Annotated in this window: 13 protein-coding genes and 3 pseudogenes; 12 read left to right on the plus strand and 4 right to left on the minus strand. The window is 61.3% G+C overall.

From position 1 onward, the window contains the following. Nucleotides 1–61: 61 nt before the first annotated feature. Complete coding sequence (locus GOB93_RS00435) at nucleotides 62–1,777, minus strand: protein-disulfide reductase DsbD family protein (RefSeq protein ID WP_242010446.1); 1,716 nt, start codon at nucleotides 1,775–1,777, stop codon at nucleotides 62–64. Nucleotides 1,778–1,999: 222 nt separating this feature from the next. Continuing rightward, nucleotides 2,000–2,563, minus strand: a pseudogene (locus tag GOB93_RS22180) (protein-disulfide reductase DsbD domain-containing protein); the annotation flags it as partial. Between the two features lie 145 nt (nucleotides 2,564–2,708). Here GOB93_RS22180 and GOB93_RS00440 point away from each other — a divergent pair. Further along, a pseudogene (locus tag GOB93_RS00440) lies at nucleotides 2,709–3,176 on the plus strand (IS481 family transposase); the annotation flags it as partial. Between the two features lie 444 nt (nucleotides 3,177–3,620). Here the strand turns inward: GOB93_RS00440 and GOB93_RS00445 are convergent. After that, nucleotides 3,621–3,815, minus strand: coding sequence for a hypothetical protein (locus GOB93_RS00445; protein WP_018308145.1), 195 nt, complete (start codon nucleotides 3,813–3,815; stop codon nucleotides 3,621–3,623). Between GOB93_RS00445 and GOB93_RS00450 the strand changes: the two are divergent. Beyond that, a pseudogene (locus tag GOB93_RS00450) lies at nucleotides 3,815–4,332 on the plus strand (type II restriction endonuclease); the annotation flags it as partial. The gene GOB93_RS00445 and the pseudogene GOB93_RS00450 sit on opposite strands and share 1 nt — an antisense overlap. 92 nt (nucleotides 4,333–4,424) lie before the next feature. Here the strand turns inward: GOB93_RS00450 and GOB93_RS00455 are convergent. Further along, nucleotides 4,425–6,848 carry a heavy metal translocating P-type ATPase gene (locus tag GOB93_RS00455; RefSeq protein ID WP_018308144.1) on the minus strand — a complete coding sequence of 808 codons (2,424 nt, stop codon included), beginning with the start codon at nucleotides 6,846–6,848 and terminating at the stop codon, nucleotides 4,425–4,427. Nucleotides 6,849–6,891: 43 nt separating this feature from the next. Between GOB93_RS00455 and GOB93_RS00460 the strand changes: the two genes are divergently transcribed. The 10 genes from GOB93_RS00460 (at nucleotide 6,892) to GOB93_RS00505 (ending at nucleotide 18,217) form a co-directional block, all read left to right on the plus strand. Further along, on the plus strand, nucleotides 6,892–7,164 hold the full coding sequence (locus GOB93_RS00460) for a metal-sensitive transcriptional regulator (RefSeq protein WP_007284529.1): 273 nt from the start codon (nucleotides 6,892–6,894) through the stop codon (nucleotides 7,162–7,164). 2 nt (nucleotides 7,165–7,166) lie between these two features. Then, entirely contained in the window at nucleotides 7,167–7,574 is a 408-nt protein-coding gene (locus tag GOB93_RS00465) for a hypothetical protein (RefSeq protein ID WP_023979776.1), read from the plus strand. A gap of 76 nt (nucleotides 7,575–7,650) precedes the next feature. Beyond that, entirely contained in the window at nucleotides 7,651–9,483 is a 1,833-nt protein-coding gene (locus tag GOB93_RS00470; protein ID WP_042056440.1) for a copper resistance system multicopper oxidase, read from the plus strand. Beyond that, the gene (locus tag GOB93_RS00475) at nucleotides 9,480–10,286 is read left to right on the plus strand and encodes a copper resistance protein B (RefSeq protein ID WP_023979778.1); all 807 of its coding nucleotides are present in this window, start codon (nucleotides 9,480–9,482) and stop codon (nucleotides 10,284–10,286) included. The genes GOB93_RS00470 and GOB93_RS00475 overlap by 4 nt, the downstream gene beginning before the upstream one ends. Nucleotides 10,287–10,489: 203 nt before the next feature. Further along, a complete protein-coding gene (locus GOB93_RS00480; RefSeq protein WP_242010447.1) occupies nucleotides 10,490–10,759 on the plus strand; it encodes a hypothetical protein in 270 nt (89 codons plus the stop codon). 65 nt (nucleotides 10,760–10,824) lie between these two features. Then, on the plus strand, nucleotides 10,825–11,388 hold the full coding sequence (locus GOB93_RS00485; RefSeq protein ID WP_023979779.1) for a c-type cytochrome: 564 nt from the start codon (nucleotides 10,825–10,827) through the stop codon (nucleotides 11,386–11,388). A gap of 134 nt (nucleotides 11,389–11,522) precedes the next feature. Next, nucleotides 11,523–13,658: a 2Fe-2S iron-sulfur cluster-binding protein gene (locus GOB93_RS00490; RefSeq protein ID WP_023979780.1), complete on the plus strand. Its 2,136-nt coding sequence runs from the start codon at nucleotides 11,523–11,525 to the stop codon at nucleotides 13,656–13,658. Continuing rightward, nucleotides 13,658–14,386: a hypothetical protein gene (locus GOB93_RS00495; RefSeq protein WP_010668179.1), complete on the plus strand. Its 729-nt coding sequence runs from the start codon at nucleotides 13,658–13,660 to the stop codon at nucleotides 14,384–14,386. Before GOB93_RS00490 ends, GOB93_RS00495 begins: the two co-directional genes overlap by 1 nt. After that, nucleotides 14,383–15,165: a hypothetical protein gene (locus tag GOB93_RS00500; RefSeq protein WP_010668178.1), complete on the plus strand. Its 783-nt coding sequence runs from the start codon at nucleotides 14,383–14,385 to the stop codon at nucleotides 15,163–15,165. Before GOB93_RS00495 ends, GOB93_RS00500 begins: the two co-directional genes overlap by 4 nt. Nucleotides 15,166–16,162: 997 nt before the next feature. Next, the gene (locus GOB93_RS00505) at nucleotides 16,163–18,217 is read left to right on the plus strand and encodes a ParB/RepB/Spo0J family partition protein (protein ID WP_018308134.1); all 2,055 of its coding nucleotides are present in this window, start codon (nucleotides 16,163–16,165) and stop codon (nucleotides 18,215–18,217) included. The last annotated feature ends 49 nt before the right edge of the window (nucleotides 18,218–18,266 follow it).

Here is an 18,266-nt window from a genome sequence, read left to right on the forward strand (position 1 = left end):
GCTTTTGGGGCCGTTTACACCCTGCCCGGGCCGAGCCGGGGCTGGTACAGCCAGCGCCCGGTTATTTGTCGTGGGGCGTTATGGTGCCTATGACCAGTCCGGGCGTCAGTATCTGTGGCAACACCACTGCCGCGCCATGTGCGGGCACAAACAGGTAGAATGGCACGCCATCGCGCCCATGTTTGCGCAAAAACGCGGTTATGGCGGGGTTGCGCTGTGTCCAGTCCCCCCGGAGCGTTATTACGCCATAGCGTGCCATGGCTGCCTGTGTCGCCTGTGTGTTGAGCGCCATGCGCTCATTGACAAGGCAGGTGATGCACCATGCCGCCGTCATGTCCACAAACACGGGTTTGCCCGCATTGTGCAGGGCGCGCAGTCGCTCCTCGGAAAAAGCCTCCGTGCCGGAGGGGAGGGCTGAAAGGCCCGGACCCGAGGCGGAGGGCGGGTTGGCGCCAGCCTGCGGCGCCTGCTCTAGCAGGGCGGGCAGCAGCGCCATGGCCGCCAAAAGCCCCAGCAGGGCCACGCCATACAGGGCCGTGCAGTCCCGGTCATGGCCCGCATGGAGCTGGCGCCTTTGGGTAATGCCGTAAACCCATGCCGCAAAGGCCAGGAACACCATGCCCGATGATACAAGCAAAACCGTTGTGGCCCCACCCTCCACCGCTGCGACCCACAGCAGCCACACGCAGGTGCCCAGTAACGGAAAAGCCAGAAACTGGCGCAGGTAGTCCATCCATGCGCCGGGGCGGGGCAGGCTTTTGGCCAGCGCGGGGCAAAAGGCCAGCAGCACGTAAGGGGCGGCAAGCCCGATGCCAAGTGCTGCGAAAATGACCAGTCCGGTTGCCGGGGGACCGGCCAGCGCCCCGGCAATGGCCACCCCCATGAACGGCGCGGTGCAGGGCGAGGCCACGGCCACGGCCAGCAGCCCGGTCAGCAGGTCATGCACCAGCCCGTGCCGGGGGGAGGAGGATAGGGCGAAGGCGGGCGGCAGGAAGACAAACACCCCCAGCAGGTTAAGCGCCATGGCGAAGATCAGCCATGTGATCATGCCCACGAACATCGTGGACTGGAACTGGAACCCCCAGCCAGTGGCGGCCCCGCCCAGGCGCAGCGCCATGACCAGCGCGCCAAGGGCGGTAAAGCCCAGAATAACCCCTGCGGCATAGCTGATGGCGCTTTGCTTTTGGTGCAGGCGCTCACTCTGGCCCATGCGGGCGACGGCCAGCGCCTTCATGGCCAGAATGGGAAAAACACAGGGCATCAGGTTCAGCACCAGCCCACCCAGGAACCCCAGTACAACAAGGCGGAACAGGCCAGACGCACTTTCCCCCCCGCCATGGGGCGGCCCCGGCACGCCATTGCCGAGCGCTGCCAGATGGCCCGCCATCGGCTGCTCCCCTGCCGGATAGTCCCCTGCCGGGTCTGGGCTGGTCGCCCCCATGGCGGTTCCCGTTGCGGTCCCCGCTGTGGTCCCTCCTGTGGCGGTTCCAGCGGCGGCTTCGGCAGCGGTCCCGGAGGTGGTTCCTGTGTTGGGCTCGGTGGCAGGCCGGGCCGATGGCGCAATGGAGGGCTCACTGGCCATTGGGGGGGGCAGCGGGGTGGCCCGCACGCTCAGCGCGCGCTCCGTCCCATCGGGGGCCTTGAGCACCAGAATACCCGACAACGGCTTTGCAGGCGTAAAGTCAGCCGTGGGGTCAAGGCGCAGGGCAAGGCCCTCGGGGCCAAAGAGCAGGGCTTGCGGTGCGGCTTCCCCAATCCGCCCGCGCTCTTGCGGCATGAACCAGGCTTGCGCGACGGACTGGCGGTTCAACTCCCTGCCCTGAACGCCAAGTACCCCTGTGGGGCTGATGCTCACCGGGTAGGGCGAGGGCACGGGCGTATGCTGCTCCGCCTGTGTAAACAGCCCCACCTGCGCGGACGGGCGAGGCGCGCCCACGGGCAGGGTAAGCGTGAATGTTCCTTCCTCGGGAATACAGCTCTGTGCGCACACCAGCCAGTTGGCGTGGGCGCTAAGGGTTGTCAGCCCTTGCGCGCCCAGGCCGTCGGGCGTTTGCCCCGGCTGGGCCGCCGGTGGACGTCCCGCTGAAGGTTCCACAGGGCGCACCATTGGGAGCACCACTGGCAGCACCACATCGCCCGTATAGGCATAGGACATCAGGGAGGCGTCCCTGATCCGCTGCGGCGTGGGCCAGACAATGGTTTGCGCCTCGCCCCTTAACGCGCCCGTTGCGGTTATGCGCAGGGTCGCGGGGTCTCCCGCATCACCGGGGTTGAGCCAGTATGTGTGCCAGCCGGGCTTGAGCCGCAGGCGCAGGGCCACATGGAGGGACGAGCCGGGGCTGGCGGTATCGGACGCGCTTATCAGGCTGGCCGTGCTGTGCGCGCTGATGGCGGGCGCGCTTTCCGCCCCCCAGGCGGCAGCAAGGGGAGGGAGCCCCGCGCACGCCAGCAGCCCTGCCAGCCCCTTGCCCAGCGCGCCCTGCCATCTCCTGCCCGCGCGGGCGCGGGTGGGGTGAGCTTTCTGGCTAGGTTGGCGCGAGGGAAAAGGGAGAGGGCCGCTCATGAGCGTCAGGCTTTCAACACGGTAGGGGCGGACACACCCAGCATACGCGCAGCCGACGGATGGGGGAACAGGGCAGGCGGTTTCCTAGATGTTTAGTCCCGGGTTTTGATGGTGCATTATTTTCACGAGAGTGGAAGGATGCGCTATGGGCCAGGTTCACCACGGATGCGCCACGACGACAACGGCAGTCCGTCGAGCGATACAGCATAGTCAAGAGAGCCTGAGAGCTCTGGCGGAACGCCACGGGGTCAACCCGAAGACAGTCGCCAAATCGAAGGGACGGCCCGATACAGCGGATCGACGCACTGGCCCGAAGGCTCCTCTTTCGACGGTCCTGTCGATCGAGGAGGAGGGCATCGTCGTGGCGTTCCGCCGCCATACATTATTGCCCCTGGACGACTGCCTTTACGCGCTACAGGCGACGATCCCGCATCTGACGCGCTCTTCATTGCATCGTTGTCTTCAGCGCCATGGAATCAGCCGTCTGCCCGACACCAAGGGCGACAAGCCCAGGCGCTCGAAGTTCAAGACTTATCCGGTCGGCTATTTTCATATCGACATCGCCGAAGTCCGCACCGCAATGGGGCGTCTCATCATCCTGAAAACAGCCGACTTGTATGGCCAGGCTTCCGAGCACCGCGCCGAAACAGAATTTTAAGCTCCCGGGAGCCTACATCACGCGTCTCGACATTGATTAGATGCTATAATGTGAATACTCTCATTAGGTGAACTAATTAATTGACGCGCGAATTAGACTGTTCGAGAGCTTATCCGCCCAAATAATGAGATTCAGCGTCGCGGTCTGTCGACGGTTACCCTGATTAGGACCGGGAGGTGAAATTCAATAAATGTCATATTGGTCGCGATATGTGCTCGCACGTCGTGGGCTTCGATCATTCACGATGCACTCTGTGCGATCGTCTATCCATCCTGTGACGGCTTCCTGCACGACATCGTATTCATGGCTGTTGCAGATTGCATCGGCTTTGAGTTTACAAGAATAGAAAGCAGACCAGTCATTGAATGGTGATTAGACAGTCTCTCCCGATGTCTTTCTTTACGGGTGGCTCTCCTTGTCGGACGACGCCTTGTCATCCCCAATGAGATTGCACGCGGCCACCGGCCGGCGATGATTCGCGTCCCCGTTAATGCAAAGCTCAAACGTATCGTGGCGCACCTGCTGCCCTGCTTTCGTCTTGAGGAAAAACGGAGCGAGTTGTTCAGCGCAATGGCCGCCGTCGCGAACATCCATATAATGCCCTGACCGGATCAAAGGTGAAGCTGGGGCGATGGGAGGAATATCTTGCCATGCGGCAGGGCATCCTGAAACTGAATGCGACCTATCGTTCGCGGCTTTCCAATGATCTGGGTGGCTGCCTGTCGGTGTTGCCTGGGTTCACGACGGAAACGCAGGGAGCGGAATCCGTGCGTCTGATCGATGTTCTGTGGCTTGATCGGGAAAGCCACAGGGTTGTCGCAGCCTTCGAGGTTGAGCATTCAACGACCATCTATTCCGGCATCGTGCGGATGCTGGATCTTGCTCGCGGGTCAGAGGCGCAGGCTTTGGAGGGACTGCTCCTTGTCGCGCCGGATAAGCGGGAAGCCGATGTACGGGAACAACTGTGGCGGCCGGCTTTCAGTAGGATTGCTGACCTGAAAGTCCGGTATCTGCCTTACGGGCGCTTGAGAAGGATCGTAAGGCCATTGAGCGCTTTGGGCAGGGTATAAAACCAATTCAAGCTATATCCCATCTGGCGACTCCTGCATGAAAATCTATGCTCCTGTAATGAACGGGTCTTCGCTTCGTGTGGGTTCCTGTCGCGGATAGGCATACCTTCCGAACGAAATAGGCAATCTGCTTTCACCGAAGTCTCAGGGCATTGAGCCGCAGTGCGTTTGTCACGACGGCCAGGGAGGACAGGGCCATCGCGCCTCCCGCGAACATGGGCGACAGCGTAAGGCCAAAGACAGGATACAGTACGCCTGCGGCAAGTGGGATGCCGATCCCATTGAACAGGAAAGAAAATGCCAGATTCTGCCGGATGTTGCGCATCGTCGCCTGTGCCAGGCGGCGGGCGCGTACCAATCCGGCGAGGCTGCCTTGTGCCAGTGTCATCCCGGCGCTTTCGATTGCGACATCGGTGCCTGTGCCCATGGCGATTCCGATATCGGCGGTGGCCAGGGCCGGCGCGTCGTTGACTCCGTCGCCCGCCATGGCGACACGGGCTCCCTTCTGTTGCATGTCACGAATGATCGCGGCCTTGTCCTCAGGCTTGAGGTCGGCATGTACCTCGTCGATTCCCGCCTGCCGGGCGACGACTTCCGCAGTCCGGGCATTGTCGCCCGTCAGCATCACGATCCGCATGCCGGCTGCGTGCAGTGCCGCGATGGTCTCCTTCGCGTCGGTCTTCAGCGGATCGGCCACGACCAGCAGCCCAGCGGCCTGTCCGTCGACGCCGACGAACATGACGCCCGCGCCCTCCGCCCGGTGGGAATCCGCGACAGGGATCAATGCCGACGCATCGATGCCCTGCTGCCGCATCTGGGCTTGGTTTCCGACGACGACGGCATGGCCGTCGACGGTGCCGGTCACGCCCAGGCCGGTCTGAGACGCGAAATCCCCGACCGGCGCGGCCTGAAGGCCCTGCGCCGTCATCGCGGCGACCAGTGCCTGGGCCAGCGGATGCTCAGATTGTGTTTCCAGTGATGCCGCCAGCCGCAGGACGACGTTGGAATCCCATGCACCTGATGTTTCGGTCGCGATCAGCCGGGGCTTGCCTTCGGTTACGGTGCCGGTCTTGTCGATCACCAGCGTATCGACCGTATCCAGCGCCTGCAGGGCTTCGGCGTTGCGAACCAGCACGCCGGCCCGCGCCCCGCGCCCCATGCCCACCATGATCGACATCGGAGTGGCCAGGCCCAGCGCGCACGGGCAGGCGATCACCAGGACCGCAATGGCGTTCAGCAGTGCGTGTCCGAAGCGCGGTTGCGGACCGACCAGAAGCCAGACGACGAAGGTCAGAAGGGACACAAGCACGACCAGCGGCACGAACCAGCCGGAGACCCGGTCCGCCACCGCCTGGATCGGTGCGCGCGTACGCTGGGCAGCCGCCACCATGCTGACGATCCGGGCCAGCATCGTGTCCGAGCCAACGGCCTCGGCTGTCATCAGCAGGCTGCCGGTGCCGTTGATGGTTCCACCCGTCACCTTGTCACCCGGTCCCTTGGCGACAGGTGCTGGCTCTCCTGTCAGCATGGCTTCGTCCACGCTGGAGCGCCCGTCCATGACGGTGCCGTCCACCGGGATGCTTTCCCCCGGCCGGATGCGGAGCCGATTGCCGGGCACGATCTGGGCCAGCGGTACGTCGTCCTCCCGATCCAGCGCGCCGACCCGGTGTGCGATTTTCGGTGCGAGATCCAGCAGCGCGCGAATGGCGCGACTGGTACGGGCGCGGGCGCGCAGTTCCAGGACTTGCCCGGCCAACACCAGGGCCACGATAACACCGGCGGCTTCGTAATAGACCGGGACCGACCCGTCATGCATGCGGAAGGCAGCAGGGAACAGGCCAGGGGCCACTGTCGCGGCGATGCTATAGAGAAAGCCTGCGCCGACGCCCAGCATAATCAACGTAAACATGTTCAGATGCCGGGTGCGGAGCGACATCCAGCCGCGTTCGAGGAACGGCCAGCCGGCCCACAGCACGATTGGCGCCGTGAGCGCCAACTGAATCCAGTTCGTCAGGCCGCCATCGAGAAATGCCAGCCCTCCCATATCCGCCGCCATGGCGATGATAACGAGCGGGACCGCCAATATGCTCGCCCCCCACAGGCGCTTGCTGAAATCCACGAGTTCCGGGTTAGGCGTGTCGGCGTCGGATGGCTCCTCCGGTTCCAGCGCCATGCCGCAGATGGGGCAGGAGCCGGGGTGATCCTGTCGGATCTGAGGGTGCATCGGGCAGGTCCAGATCACCCCGACCCGTTTGGGCTGAGACTTGATGGGCGTCGTGTCCGCCTTGTGCAGGTAATGACAGGGGTCGGCTTCGAACTTTGTCTGACAGTGCGCGCTGCAGAAATACCAGGTCTGGCCATCATGGTCGGCATGATGCGTCGCCGTCGCGGGGTCGACTGTCATGCCACACACGGGATCCTTGACCGGGCGCGTCTTAACTCCGGTCGCTGCCGGGGTGGGACCCTCTCCATGGAGATGGGACGCGCAAGCTGCTGTATTGTCGTTCGTCATGAGGTCCCCTTGTTTGTGGCCGCCACGCGGCGCCAGACATGCCATAATCGCTTGCGCTCCATGGTATGCCCCTGTAGGGTATAGTGCAATGAGGCAGTCACGGGTAAAGATTTCGCAGGGCCTGAAACGGGTCGAAGGTCAGGTGCGTGGCATCCAGAAAATGGTGGACGAAGACCGCTATTGCGTGGATGTTCTGCTTCAGCTTCGGGCCGCCAAGGCGGCGTTGCATCGGCTCGAGGGGCTTGTTCTGCGCGAACATATCGCGGGCTGCGTCGTGGAGGCGATCGAATCCGGCGATCCGGTGGAACGTCAGGAAAAGATCGGGGAACTGATCGAAACGGTCAGCAAGATGACGGGGTAGATGTGCAAGAAATCGGCGCGACACGGTTGGGACGGTTGCTGGCCTGCCTGCTTCTGCAGGTGGGACTGATGCTGGCGTCCGTCATGCCGGGTCATGCCGCCACGTTGTCTTCTACAGTTGCTTTGGTTACCCAACCGATGGTTGACATGCCAGGGATGCAGATGCCATCCCATACGGATGCGACGACCGCACATTGCAATCATGAACCGTGCCACGACCATCATCCATGTCATCATTGCGGCGATTGCTGCGCCCAGGGTGCCTGCGTCGCCAATTGGCTGATGCCGCCCTCCGTGACCAGGGCGTTTGATTACTCAGGTGTTACGGCACCTTTCGGCCTGTCTCGTTCGGATCGCATCGTCGGTCATGGGTTCGCGCCGGCCCTGCCACCGCCCAGAGAGATGGCCTGATTCTGTTCTGACAGTCTCAGGGCTGGTCATGGACCTATGACCGGCTCCGCCTTCTCTCTTTTGCGGACTATTATTCATGTCAATACGATCCCTTGCGGGACGGAGCGCGATCACGCGCCGCCGTTTCGTCGTCGGGACGGGCCTGTGGGGAGCGGCGCTGGCCCTCCCGCAGGGCAGCGCGAGCGCCTACGCTTCGGTCTATACACCGGCGTCGGGGCGGCCCGACCCGCTGCCTGGTACCCGTTTCGACCTTACGATCGGTTCTGTACCGATCAATATCACCGGTGCGCGCATGCACGCGGTGGGTGTGAACGGCTCCACGCCCGCGCCGATCCTGCGCTGGCGTCAGGATGACACGGTCGAACTGAACGTCACCAACCGGTTGGATGAGCCCAGTTCGATCCACTGGCACGGCCTCCGGGTGCCGGCCCACATGGATGGCGTGCCCGGTCTGAGCTTTGGCGGGATCGCGCCGGGTGACACGTTCACCTATCGCTTCCCGCTGCATCAGAGCGGCACTTACTGGTATCACAGCCATTCCGGCTTCCAGGAGCAGACGGGCCTGTATGGGGCTCTGATCATCGACCCGAGAGACGGTTACGCGCAGCATTTCGACCGCGATTATGTGATGGTATTGTCCGACTGGACCGACGTCGATCCCGAGGACATCGTCTCAAATCTCAAATTCCAGAGCGATTACTACAATTTCCGCCAGCGTACGGTGGGCACGTTCTTCCGTGACGCGCATCGGCAAGGGCTGGGTGCGACGATCCGGGATCGCCTGCAATGGGGTGCCATGAACATGGCACCGACCGACATTCTGGATGTGTCGGGCATCATCTACACCTACCTGATCAACGGCCAGTCTCCCGGGGCAAACTGGACTGGCCTGTTCCGACCGGGCGAGCGCATACGCCTGCGCTTCATCAATGCGTCGGCGATGACGCTGTTCGACGTGCGGGTTCCCGGCCTGACGATGACCGTCGTTCAGGCCGACGGCAATGACGTGGAGCCCATCCCTGTCGATGAATTCCGCATCGGACCTGCAGAAACCTACGATGTGATTGTCGAGCCCACCGCCGATGGACCGTACACGGTCTTTGCGCAGGCCGAGGATCGCACCGGATACGCGCGCGGCACACTCGCCACCCGTCCGGGCCTTGCCGGGCCGGTTCCCCCCATGGACCCGCGCCCGCTGCGCACCATGACCGACATGGGCATGGGGAATATGGACATGAAGGGCGGCATGGCAGGCATGGAGATGGGGAGTCCGCCGGGGAAGCCCGGTGATGCCCCTGCCAGCGGCGGCATGGACATGGATCACATGGATATGAAGCAGGCCAACAGGCCCGGAGCCGCCGCGATGGATATGCCGGGCACGGCGGCTGCGCCGCGGCATAAAACAGAGCTGAAGCCCGGCGTCGCGGTGCAGAGTGTCGCCATGATGCCGATCAACCGGCTGGCGGAGCCGGGCGACGGGCTGGAGAATAATGGTCGCCGCGTTCTGACCTATGCCGATCTGCGGGCCACGATCCCGGGCGCGGACCCACGCCCGCCGTCGCGCGAGATCACCCTGCACCTGACCGGCAGCATGGAACGCTTCATCTGGGGATTTGACGGCAAGAAGTTCTCGGAAGCGGAACCGATTCGTCTGACTTTGGGCGAGCGGGTGCGCTTCGTCCTGATCAACGACACGATGATGGAGCACCCAATCCATCTGCATGGATTGTGGAGCGAACTGGAAAATGGGCAGGGTGACTGCCGACCCTACAAGCACACGATTACCGTCAAGCCGGGTGAGCGGCTGAGTTACCTGGTCACGGCGGACGAACCCGGGCTGTGGGCGTATCACTGCCACCTGCTCTACCACATGGAGGTGGGCATGTTCCGCACGGTGGTGGTGTCGTGATCCGGGGTCTGATAGGTGGCACGGTCCTTGCCGCTGGACTGGCTACCGCGGTACCTGGCACGGGACGCGCCCAGTCAGTCCCGGCACGCCAGAGCGAAGGAACCCAGGAAGCGCAGACCGCCTCGGCTCCCGCGCCCGTGGTCTATGTCAACGGCATCCAGCCGGTCATGGACCATAACATCTATGTGCATGCGCTGCTCGACCAGTTCGAGGCGCGCTTTGGTGCCGATGGCGGGCAGTTCCGTTACGATGGGCAGGCTTGGTTCGGCACCGACTACGACAAGCTCTGGCTGAAATCCGAAGGCACGGTCGGCACAAACGGCAAGTTCGGTGATGGAGATCATGAGGCCCTCTATGATCGTGCCATCTCCCGGTATTTCGATGTCCAGACTGGCGTGCGTCTCGATATTGACAACGGCCCCACACGGGCCTGGGGCGCGATCGGGGTCGAGGGACTGGCGCTATATTTCTTCAATGTGGAGGCCACGGCCTATTTCAGTGACCGAGGCGCTGCGGGGCGTCTGCAAGGTTCCTACGACATTCTGCTGACCAATCGCCTGATCCTCCAACCCCAGGTAGAGATGAACTTCTATTCCGCGTCCGATCGTGCGCGCGGGGTCGGAACCGGGCTGTCCGATATCGATACGGGATTGCGGCTTCGCTACGAATGGCATCGGAAATTCGCGCCTTATATCGGCGTGAGTTACTCCGGCACGTTCGGTCAGGCCGCCGACATGGCGCGTTCAAGGAATGAGCGTGTCCATGACCTGAATTTCACCTTCGGGATCAGGACGTGGTTCTGACTATTCCTGCCCGATGTGAAATCGTCGCGGGGCGCATTGTGCGCCTTCGCATCCGATAACCAATGATGAGGAAAAGACCAATGCTGACCATTAATTTCAGATCATCGGCCCTTCTGGTAGCACTCCTGGCCACGGTCTCAGTTGCGCATGCCCAGACACCGGTTCCGGCACCAGCCCAGCCGCAGGGCCAGGATATGTCCGGAATGCAGGGTATGTCAGGCATGTCAGGAATGGACCACGACAAGATGAAAATGGACGGCATGCCCGGATCCGGCATGAAGGGGGCAGAGAAAGGCATGAAAATGAAAGGAAAGATGGGGGGATGTATGAAGATGAAGGGCATGGCCATGCCGAACGGTCAGGCAATGGCACCATCGGATAAAAAGATGAAAATGGGCTGCGGCGACAAGGGCGACGGCATGAAAATGCCGATGGGCCCGCAGAGCATGCCCGACGCGGTTCATCAGCGCTGATCGGTTCCTGATGGAGCGGGGCGGCGTCATAAGCGTCGCCCCTGGACATGCCCAGGGAGGCACGCATGAAAAGATTAGCCTGGAGTCTCGCCGGCATTCTGCTGGTCGGGATCGGCGCGGGAACGGCCGTCGTTTTCGGTGGTCTGTATGATGTAGGCGCCACCTCGCCGCATTGGCGGCTGACCTATCGTGTTCTGGAAACGGCACGCTTCCATTCAATCCGGCATCACGCCGAGGGCATTACCACACCTGTCGATCTTGAGACGCAGGCACGGCTCGTCGGCGGTGCATCGCATTTTTCGACGCATTGCGCCTCCTGTCATTCCGCGCCGGGCGTCGAGGCCGAGGATATGGCGGAGGGGATGTATCCGAAGCCGCCGGTTTTGAATGATGTGGCGCAACGCTATACGCAAGGCGAACTGTTCTGGATCCTCAAGCATGGCATCAAGATGTCGGGCATGCCGTCCTGGGCGGATCATGGTGATGATGATCTCTGGAACATTGTCGCGTTTCTCAAAAAGCTTCCGGGAATGAACAGTTCCGACTACCAGGCGCTGGTCGCCCAGGCAGGAGCAGCTGGCGGACATCATATGCATCACGACATGGATATGCCGATGCCCCGACAATAGATGCCGCTGGGATAATTGATCGAGATCAAGGAAAATATGCCATACCCCTGTAGGGTAATAACCCGTGCCCTGACGACATCCGGAAAGCGGGCCGGTATGGGCTTTGCCGAGGATGATGGCGTGTTGGAGAAACCATGAGGCGTGTCTTTTTGAGCGTGAGTGTCGTGATCATGACGCTGCTCGTCAGCATGTCCGAGGGATTCGCTCAGGCACCGGGTGAGTCTCCCGCCGTTCCGGCCATGTCCAGCGGCACTATGACGGGGCCTACGACAGGCAGCCCGCCACCTTCGCTGGCGCTGCGGCGGGATCAGCCGGAAGACGATGGGCCGATGGCAGCGCCCCGGGATGCCGGTCATGGCGCCGAGTCGTCCGGCGGAATGGAGACGACCACCGCTCGACCCGACTCAAGTATGTCCGACATGGACGGCATGATGTCGATGGGTGGTGACGAGCATGCAAGCCATCACCCTGGCATGGGCGCGGCGGGGAACCCCGGTGCGCCACCATCCGGGCCGGCGGTGCAGGGCGATATGATGAGCCGCATGCTGCCTCAGGCTGGGCAGGCATTGAGTGCGGTTCCCGGAGCAGACAAGGCCGACGCGGGTTGTTGCGGAGCGCGCGGTCGCACGCCGCTTTATACTTTCATGATGACGCATCCGAAGCTGACCGACGCCGAACGTCAGATGCTGGCCGATATTGCGGCACAGAGGCTTCAGGACGGTCTTCGCGAAGTCGGCGCCGCATCGGTCGATGCCGCTCAGTCCCTGTCGTGGGAGACGATGCGTCGATCCAGCCAGCATCTCCATGAAGGCGTTGCGTTGCTCGATAGCGGAATGGCCGCGCGCGCGGCCGCGACCGGCCTCGTGAATCCTCAAATGGTGGCATTCAACTGGTTCACGGCACAGATGGGTCTGCCGACAGTCGCGGCGAGCCAGCAGAACGGCCTGTTTTTCGGATTGACGCCGGCCCACCTGGTGTTCATGACGATCCTGATCCTGGTATCGATCGCTCTGCTGATCTTGCAGGTCCTGCGGTTGCATCGCGTGCAAGAGATTCTCAGGACCACCACGGCATTCGCACCGAAACCAACGGTCCCGCCCACGCCACCATCGTCGACCGGCGGCGGTCCAACACCTCCTGTTCCGCCGCCTCCCCCTGTACCGGGACCAGGCGGTGGAACGGCCACTCCGATCGTCGGCGCACCTCGACACGGCCTCTGGCGTGGCGGTCTGAAAGTGGCCCGGATCATTCGGGAGACACCGGCGATCGTGACGTTCTATCTAGTTCCGGCCGATGGGGGGCGGATTCCCTTTGACTTCAAACCCGGCCAGTTCGTGCAACTCACCATCGAGCCGACGTCTGGCAAGCCCGCGAGCCGGTCCTATACGATCGCATCGTCGCCGGGGCAGGTCGAACATCTCGAACTAACGATCAAACGCGAGGAACATGGGTTGGTCTCGCGCTACCTGCACGACACGGTCAAAGAGGGTGATCTTTTAAAGATCGCGGGTCCATCGGGTATGTTCACCTTTACGGGTGACGAGGCAGACTCGATCGTCCTGCTGTCCGGCGGCGTAGGCATCACACCGATGATGGCGGTCCTGAGATACCTGACCGATATCGTCTGGCCTGGCGAGATCTACTTCGTCTATTCCGCTCATGCCAGCATCGACTATGTGTTTCGCCAGGAAATCGAGTGGCTGGAACGTCGCAATGACAAACTGCACGTTATTGCCACCATGCGGCGGTCGCCGGGGACAGAGTGGTCGGGGCCGGAAGGGCGCATCACGAAGGAACTGCTTCAGCAATCGGTGCCAGATCTCACAAACCGGCGTATCCATGTCTGCGGCCCACCCGGGATGATGGCAAGCATGAGAGCGTTATTGACGGATCTCGCTGTGCCGGAAGCCAATGTTCATAGCGAGGCATTCGGACCAGCCGCGATGAAGGCCGAACCTGCGGTCGGGCCTGTGGCGGCCCCCTCATCCCCGGCCGTTACGCCTGCCGCAACGACCATTACGTTTTCCACTTCAGGGAAATCGGCTCCGTTGCAACTGGATGAAACGGTTCTCGACGCGGCTGATGCGGCAGGTGTCAATATTCCATCCTCCTGTCGATCCGGTATCTGCGGCATGTGTACGACTCACCTGCAGCAAGGTGAGGTGACGATGGCGGTCGAGGATGGGCTCGATCCGGCTGACAAGGCCAAGGGTTTCATCCTGGCCTGTCAGGCGAAGACCACGGGTGGTCCGCTGGTCGTGGAGGCGTGATGCAGGAGCGCAGCGAAATCATTGTCGGCGCCCTGGTCGTCCTGCTGGTGCTGTTCCCGCTGGGCTTTCTGGTGCATGTCGCGCCACGCTTTCCTGGGAGTCTGGCTGGCAGCCTGATTGGCATTTGCGCCGCCATCCTGATGCTGGTGCCGCTGATTTACGTAGCGGGCAAACGCATTCCCGTCGTGCATCGTTATTTCGCGCCGCGTGTCGAGAGCCGAACCCTTCTGTCGGTGCATATCTATGCTGGCGTCCTTGCACCCATTTTGGGCCTGATCCACGCCGCCCATAAATTCGATAGCCCGATGGGGATCTCGCTAACCGGCATCATGCTCGTCCTCGCTATTAGTGGCTATGTCGGGCGCTACATGTTGATCCAGATCGGGCGCGGATTGCGCGGTCGCACCCAGGAACTGGCCCAACTGCGCACGTCTCTGGCAGATGCCGGGGTGGCGCATCTGATGCCCGAGACGCCGGATGTGCCCCATAATATCGTCCAGCGCCTTTTTCTGACCTCGGCCTATCCCGGTACGCGGGGTACATCGGATCGCGAGGCCACGATTGCCTCGGCGCTGGCCGATGTTGAGTATGCGGTCAGGTCGGAGAGGGTGGCGAACGCACTGTTCGGGCGTTGGCGCAAGATTCACGTCATCCTTGTGGTCATCCTCTATTTTCTGCTGATTCTGCATATCTGGTCAGGCCTGTATTACGGGCTGAGGTGGCTATGAAGCCCGCTGTCATACTCTATACGGTCTTTGCGCTTGCGGCTCTGATCGTCGGACTGGTTGTGCCCCTTGCCGTGCATCGTTCCGGCAGTAACGCAGTTCCTGGTTGGGAAGGGTTGGTGAATCCCGGACCGATCTCGAAAGCGCACCAGTTTATCGCGGGCCAGTGCGAGACATGTCACAGGCCTTTCACAGGTGTGGTGACCAATAACTGCGTGACCTGTCATTCTCTGGCGTCGTTCGCCGACAAGCAATCCACCCGGTTTCATGTCGCGGCGACGCAATGTACGTCCTGTCATGTGGAGCACGGTGAGCGGCCACATATGACCGTGATGGATCATAGTGCATTGACGAGGGCGGATTTCTGGTCAGACACCGTTGCGCAACTTCGCTCGGCCGGGCTGGTTGGAGCGTCGCCGATTCCGGGAAGCGCTGCGGCTATTCCGACTGATCATCGACTTGACCGTGATGCCGTTCTCCATCTGAATTGCGCAAGCTGTCACTCCAACGTGGATCCTCATCGCGCCCGCTTTGGTCCTGATTGCGCGAGTTGTCACTCCACCAAGACATGGCTGATCGCCGCGTTCGAACATCCCGCCGATCAGATATCGACGGATTGCAACGCCTGTCACAAGGCGCCGCCCAGCCATTACATGATGCATTTCAAAATGATTTCGCAGCACGTCGCGCATCAGGATGCCCCGGTGGAGCATTGCTATGCCTGCCATACCACCGATGCATGGAACAATATTCGAGGGTATGGATGGTATAAGCACCATTAAATCTTACGAAATTTGCGTCAGAATATCGCCATTTAACGCGCGTGTGTGATGATGAAATCACTAGAAGCGGCGACATTGCCCAAAAAAGATATTGTAAATCAGAAAATATATCGAACGTTACGTATGATTATTTCGCACGTCGTAAACCTTTGAAGAAAGCAGTTGGCTTACTCTGGCCCGAATAGGGTTATTTCCAGGTTACGGCTAGATAGAAAAATTGACATTTCTTCAAAAAAATCTATAATTATTAGGACACTCCTAGAAGGGTTCAGGCTTTACTATATGCTTACCATTGATGATGGCGGAGGAACGTTATGATCGCATACTTGAGGAATTCGTTTAAAATAACGACGTGTATCTCTTTGATCGCTTTGCTTTCTGCATGTGGCACGACGACAGATCGTCGACTCACTGAGGACGAACAAAGTTGCCGGAGCATGGGGCATACTCCGGGAACGGCTGAGTTCAAGAACTGTCTGGCGGATTTAAATGCCAGAAGGTGTGCCACTTCCCGGCAAAAGGGGTGGGGCGAACATCACGATGCATCGCTGGACTGCACAAGATTGCCCTGAATACGCCGTTTATTATGTTGTGAAACATCGTTTGTGTATATCATTATATAATTAATAGGTGTCATGATGTCGCGATCCGGCTTGAGTCAGAAGCGCCGAATGGTGAGGCGTCGTTTTTGTTTGAGACATTCGGTAGCTTTTTCTGTGGATTACGGGTGGTCTAACATATTCTGTCGACGGTGCGGTTCATGTTGGTGTTCTGACTCGGATACAGATCGGACATCGCATCTTTTGTGATGTATACTGCGAGTACACATGTCCAGTTTCGGGGAGCAGATAACACAGGCTGGACGACCGACAAGAGGACGGTTAGCGACTTAATCGGCCTCGGGTTTTTCATGAAAAGTCAGAGGGTGGGAGTGATTTCATGACGGATTCAGGGGTGGGAGAGAGGCTTCCGCCCGTCCGTCACGGAGTGTTCCGCCATGGCGAGCGCCATCCAGAAAATCGCTCTCAATGCGTCCCGTGATATCCCTTTCAACAAACTGGTGCTGTCGCAGTCCAATGTGCGGCGTGTGAAGGCCGGCCTGTCGATCGAGGAACTGGCCCGCGACATCGAACGTCGCGGGCTGCTCCAGAGCCTCAACGTACGCCCTGTTCTGAACGATGATGGGACGGAGACAGGTTCCTACGAGGTGCCGGCTGGCGGCCGTCGCTTCCGCGCGCTCGAACTGCTGGTCAAGCAGAAGAAACTGGCCAAGACTGCCCCGGTGCCCTGTGTCGTGCGCGAGGCCGGATCGGCCATTCTCGCCGAGGATGATTCCCTGGCCGAGAACGTGCAGCGCGTGGCGCTGCATCCGCTGGACCAGTTTCGTGCCTTTCGGGACATGCTGGAGAAGGGCATGTCCGAGGACGAGATCGCCGCCGCGTTCTTCGTCGTGCCCACCGTGGTCAAACAGCGCCTGCGCCTGATGACCGTGTCCGACAAACTGCTCGAGATTTACGAGCAGGACGGCATGAAGCTCGATCAGCTCATGGCGTTTTCCATCAGTGATGACCATGCCCGTCAGGAGCAGGTCTGGGAGATTATCGCCCAGAGCCATAACCGCGAGCCCTATCTGATCCGCCGCATGCTGACGGAAAAAACCGTGCGCGCATCGGATCGCCGCGTGCGCTTCGTCGGGCTGGATGCCTATCTCGCTGCCGGTGGCCATGTCATGCGTGACCTGTTCGAGGCCGATGACGGCGGCTGGCTGCAGGATCCGACCCTCCTCGACCGGCTGGTGATGGACAAATTGGCTGGGGCGGCCGATGACATCCGCGCCGAAGGCTGGAAGTGGGTCGAGACGGCGCTGTCCTTCCCGTGGGGACACACGCGGGGCTTCGCGAGGATTGAAGGCTCGCCGGTTGTGCTCTCGGAAGAAGAAGCCGCCCGTCTAACCGCTCTGCACAGCGAGCAGGAAGCCATCGAGGCGGAATACGCACAGGCCGATGAGTTCCCCGACGACGTCGATACCCGGCTGGGGGAGATCGAACAGGCTATTGAGGCGCTGGAAGAACGCCCTGTGTCCTTCGATCCGGCGGAGGTGGTCCGGGCAGGGGCCTTTATCAGCCTGGATACTGATGCCACGCTGCTGGTCGAACGGGGCTTCGTCCGCCCTGAAGATGTGCCGGCGGAGCCCGAGGACGGCCCGGATACACCCGAGGGTGATGATGACGCGGTCGTCCATCACGGCGCGGGTGATGACGTCGAAGGAACTGGGACGGAAGGCGCCCCCGGCACCGAGCCCGAAGAGGAAGATGGGCTGAAGCCGCTGCCCGACCGCCTGCTGACAGAGTTGACGGCCTGGCGCACGCTGGCCCTGCGTGACGCGTTCGCCGGCAATCCGCACATCGCGTTGACCGAACTGCTCCACACGCTGGTGCGCGATCTCTACTGGCAGGTGTCGGGCGCGGATTGCCTGGAAGCCTATGTCCGGGAAATCCCGCTGCGGGTGCATTCGCCAGACATGCCGGGCAGTGTTCCCGCTCATGAACTTCGCCAGCGCAACGAGGGCTGGAAGCATGATCTTCCCGATGACGAGGATGCACTCTGGCAGTGGCTCGACGGGTTGGATGATACCAGTCGCCTGGCCCTACTGGCGCATTGCCTGTCTTTTGGCGTCAACGCGCTGCATGAATCGTCCCATGGTCCGTCTCTGGCACGTAGCGTCAGGGAGCGCCTGGCGCGAGCCGGCCGGCTGGCGACAGTGCTCCAACTCAATCCGGCCGAAGCGGGATGGCAGCCGACGGTGGAGAACTATCTCGGCCGTGTCACCAAGGCGCGTATCCTCGAAGCCGTACGCGAAGCACGCGGCGATGAGGCAGCGGCCCGCATTGCGCATCTCAAGAAAATGGACATGGCCAGTGAGGCCGAGCAGTTGCTGGACGGCTCCGGCTGGCTGCCCGAAGCATTGCGAACTGCTGGTTTGACCGACGGTCATCAGAAACAGGTCGCTGTTATCCCCATCGAAACCGCCACGAATATCGCGGCCGAATGACGGGCGCCTCGTAATTCATGACTCCGAACCTAACCGGCCCTGGCTTCGG

Source organism: Acetobacter musti (assembly GCF_011516835.1).
Classification (GTDB): Bacteria; Pseudomonadota; Alphaproteobacteria; order Acetobacterales; family Acetobacteraceae; genus Acetobacter; species Acetobacter musti.